Below are 4,190 nucleotides of genomic sequence, written 5' to 3' on the forward strand. Positions count from 1 at the left end.
ATCATCGTGACCAAGGACCACGCCTTTCCGATGATCAAGAAACATCGCGGCGCGAAAAACCAGAAGGGCGACTACTACGGCCCCTTCGCCGGTGCCGGTGCCGTCAACCGGACCCTGAACCAGTTGCAGCGCGTGTTTCTGCTGCGCAACTGTTCGGACAGCGATTTCGAGACCCGCACCCGCCCCTGCCTGCAATACCAGATCAAACGCTGTTCCGGCCCCTGCTGCGGGCTGATCTCGGAAGGGGACTATGCCGCCTCGGTCAAGGACGCCGAACTCTTCCTGCAAGGCCGCACCAAAGGCATCCAGGAAGCGCTGGCAAAACAGATGCAGACCGCCAGCGAGGCGATGGAATTCGAACGCGCCGCCGCCCTGCGCGACCGGATCAAGGCGCTGACGCAGGTGCAATCGGCGCAAGGCATCAACCCGCAGAACACGCCCGAGGCGGACGTGATCGCCCTGCACCGCGACGGCGGACAGGCCTGCGTGCAGGTGTTTTTCATCCGCGCCCACCAGAACTGGGGCAACCACGACTATTACCCTCGCGTCAGCGGCGACGAGGACCCGTCCGAAGTGATGGAGGCTTTCGTCGGCCAGTTCTACCAGAACCGCGAACCGCCGCGCATGGTGATCCTGTCGCATGGTCTGGACAACGACGATCTGATGGCCGCCGCGCTTGCCGAAAAGGCCGGCCGCAAGGTCGAGGTCATCGTCCCCCAGCGCGGCGAAAAGGCGGAACTGGTGCAGTCTGCCTTGCGCAACGCCCGCGAAAGCCTTGCCCGCAAGATGTCGGAAACCGCGACGCAGGGAAAACTGCTGAAAGGTCTGGCCGAAGCCTTCGACCTGCCGAAGGTTCCACAAAGGATCGAGGTCTACGACAACTCGCACATTCAGGGCGCATTCGCTGTCGGCGCGATGGTGGTCGCGGGTCCTGACGGTTTCGACAAGAACCAGTATCGCAAGTTCAACATCAAGAACGAGGCCCTGACCCCCGGCGATGACTTCGGCATGATGAAAGAGGTGCTGACCCGCCGCTTCAAACGCCTGCTCAAGGAAGACCCCGACCGGACGCAGGGCACATGGCCCGACCTTCTGCTGATCGACGGCGGGCAGGGCCAGGTTTCCGCGGTGCGCGAGATCATGGAAGACCTCGGCGTCGGTGACGTGCCCATGGTCGGCGTCGCCAAGGGCGAGGATCGGGATGCAGGCAAGGAAGAATTCCACCGCACCGGCAAACCCGTCATGGCGCTGCACCACAATGACCCCGTGCTCTATTTCATCCAGCGGATGCGGGACGAGGTGCACCGCTTCGCCATCGGCACCCACCGCGCGAAACGCGCCAAGGCCATCGGGGCGACGCCGTTGGACGACGTGCCCGGTGTGGGGGCGACGCGCAAACGGGCGCTGCTGGCGCATTTCGGATCGGCCAAGGCGGTGGCGCGCGCCAACCTCGCGGATCTGCGGGCCGTGGATGGCGTGTCGGAAAAACTGGCGCAGACCGTTTTTGACTTCTTTCACGAGAACGGGTAGGCTGCGCGATGTCCCCGTGAAAGAACGCCTTGGTCGCGACACGGGCGCATGGTATTCCGCGATCACATGGTATCGGCGGGCTTCATCCTTTTCTGTCAGAGGTCAAGAGCAAGATGACGAATTTCAACATCACGAATGGCAGCGCATTCACCTTTACGGATACCACGCCAGATGGTGGGTTCGTGATCGACTTTGCGAGGCTGGACAACAGTTTCAACGTCACTGTGAATGGTGTGCAGCTCTTTATCGGCGGTCCCGCTGCGGCGCCCAATGAACTTGAATTCCAGAACATCAGCGGGCCGACAAGGACGGTCGGATTTCAGTCCGGCGGCTTCTATGGCACGGGCGGTGTGTCGCAGATATGGCAAATCTCCGGCACGACCGAAACACCCGTCGTGCGTCTTCAGGTGAACCCAGACGGGACAATCGCGCTTTATGGCGCAAGAACCTCGAATGGCCCGCTGGAGCCATTGCAACTGATCAACGGACTTCAGGTCAACACAACCGGCATAGCCAATGCCTGGAACGCAAACGGTGACAATACGATTGTCATCGACCAGCGTGTCACAGGCCAAACCTACGCCGGCGGCGAAATCGAAGACATCATTTGCTTTGCCGCCGGCACGCTGATCGACACCCCGCAGGGTCCGCTTCCCGTCGAGGGCCTGCTTGTCGGGGATCAGGTGCTGACCCATGACCACGGGCCCCAGCCGATCCGTTGGATCGGGCGCATCGACCTGCCCGCCGCGCGCCTTGCCGCCGAACCGAGGCTGCAACCGATCCTGATCCGCGCCGACGCGCTGGGTCCCGGCTATCCGGCTCAGGACCTGATCGTCTCGCCGCAGCACCGCATCCTTGTCGCCTCGGCCATCGCCCGCCGGATGTTCGACCGGGACGAGGTGCTGATCCCCGCGAACAAACTGACCGCCATCGACGGGATCGATGTTCTTGATACGGGCGCCGACGGCGTCACCTACGTGCATTTTCTCTGTGACCGGCACGAGATCGTCCGCGCCAACGGCACCCTGACCGAAAGCCTGTTTGTCGGCCCCGAAACGCTGCGGGCCGTCTCCGAGGCGGGGCGGGCCGAGATCGGCGCGCTCTTCCCCGAACTGCTGGACCCGTCCTGCGATCCGGTTGCGGCGCGTCATATCCCCAGCAAGGGCAAGGCGATGCGCAAACTCGCCCTGCGGCATCATGCCAACGGCAAGCCGCTTTATTCGGGGATGGCGGACCGCTAGAAACTGGCGCCTTTTTCGGGACCCGCCCTAGCGCCTGTCACGTAGTCGCGGTAAACCTCAGCCATGACCCTGAACCTGCCCAATATCCTGACGATCCTGCGGCTGGCCGCCGCCCCCGGCGTTGCGGTCATGTTTCTCTATTTCGCGCGGCCTTGGGCGGATTGGTTCGCGCTGGTCCTTTTTGTTGCCGCCGCTGTCACCGACTTTCTCGATGGCTATCTGGCGCGGGCATGGAAACAGGAAAGCAAGCTGGGCGCGATGCTCGACCCCATCGCCGACAAGGCCATGGTCATCATCGCCCTCGTCGTCATCACCGGCTTTTCCGGCATGAACCCTTGGATCCTGCTGCCCGCCACCGTGATCATCTTCCGCGAGGTTTTCGTGTCGGGCCTGCGCGAATTCCTCGGCGATACCGCAGGCACGCTGAAGGTCACCAACCTCGCCAAATGGAAGACCACCCTGCAGATGGTCGCCATCGCCATGCTCTTCGCCACCGGCGCGTTCGAGCACTACTTCGGCATGCAATCGCTTGCCATGACGCAAGAGATGGTCACCGAAGCGATCACCGGCACCGGCCCCGACCACCTTGGCCTGCGCTGGAAATACAACGGCATGGTCATCAGCTGGTGGGGCGGCATCATCACGCTGTGGATCGCCGCCGCCCTGACGCTGATCACCGGCTGGGACTATTTCCGCAAGGCGCTGCCACATCTGAAGGAGACGCAGCCATGAACGTCGTCTATTTCGCTTGGGTGCGCGAGCGTATCGGCCTGCCACAGGAAACCGTCCAGACCTCCGCCGCCACCGTCGCCGATCTGGTCGCCGAACTGCGCGCGCGCGAGGACCGCTATGCCACAGCCTTCGCCGACACATCCGCCCTGCGCGTGGCACTCGATCAGGAACTCGCCGACTTCGACGCACCGCTCGCCGGCGTGCGCGAGGTCGCCTTCTTCCCCCCGATGACCGGCGGATGAGCGTCCGTATCCAGTCCGAGGCCTTTGACGCAGGTGCCGAACTCAACACCTTCACGGCGGCGCAGGCGGGGGCGGGGGCCGTCGTAAGCTTCACCGGCATCGTGCGCGACGCAGGCGGCAGCTTGCAGGACATGCTGATCGAGCATTACCCCGGCATGACCGAACGCGCGATCGGCAAGATCGTGGATCAGGCGATGACCCGCTGGCCCCTGACCGACGCGCTGGTGATCCACCGCTTTGGGCCGTTGAAGCCCAGCGATCCCATCATGATGGTCGCGACAGCCAGCGCCCACCGCGCCGCAGCCTTCGAGGCCGCCGATTTCCTGATGGACTACCTCAAGTCACGGGCACCCTTCTGGAAGAAAGAGGTGACGGGGGAAGGGGAGATGTGGGTCGCCGCGAAGGACGAGGATGAGGGGAGGTTGGAGAGGTGGTGAAGGGGGGC

Annotated in this window: 5 protein-coding genes; all 5 read left to right on the forward strand. The window is 63.5% G+C overall.

Annotation, left to right across the window (positions count from 1 at the left end):
* The coding region (gene uvrC / locus V7N12_RS13745; protein ID WP_333715213.1) for an excinuclease ABC subunit UvrC at positions 1 to 1,530 on the forward strand (1,530 nt) is incomplete at its 5' end.
* Between the two features lie 113 nt (positions 1,531 to 1,643).
* Positions 1,644 to 2,771 carry a Hint domain-containing protein gene (locus V7N12_RS13750; protein ID WP_333715214.1) on the forward strand — a complete coding sequence of 376 codons (1,128 nt, stop codon included), beginning with the start codon at positions 1,644 to 1,646 and terminating at the stop codon, positions 2,769 to 2,771.
* Positions 2,772 to 2,834: 63 nt separating this feature from the next.
* Entirely contained in the window at positions 2,835 to 3,503 is a 669-nt protein-coding gene (gene pgsA / locus V7N12_RS13755; protein ID WP_333715215.1) for a CDP-diacylglycerol--glycerol-3-phosphate 3-phosphatidyltransferase, read from the forward strand.
* Positions 3,500 to 3,745: a molybdopterin converting factor subunit 1 gene (moaD, locus tag V7N12_RS13760; RefSeq protein WP_333715216.1), complete on the forward strand. Its 246-nt coding sequence runs from the start codon at positions 3,500 to 3,502 to the stop codon at positions 3,743 to 3,745. Before pgsA ends, moaD begins: the two co-directional genes overlap by 4 nt.
* Positions 3,742 to 4,182 carry a molybdenum cofactor biosynthesis protein MoaE gene (locus V7N12_RS13765; protein ID WP_333715218.1) on the forward strand — a complete coding sequence of 147 codons (441 nt, stop codon included), beginning with the start codon at positions 3,742 to 3,744 and terminating at the stop codon, positions 4,180 to 4,182. The genes moaD and V7N12_RS13765 overlap by 4 nt, the downstream gene beginning before the upstream one ends.
* The last annotated feature ends 8 nt before the right edge of the window (positions 4,183 to 4,190 follow it).

This window comes from Yoonia sp. (assembly GCF_036770585.1).
GTDB lineage: Bacteria > Pseudomonadota > Alphaproteobacteria > Rhodobacterales > Rhodobacteraceae > Yoonia.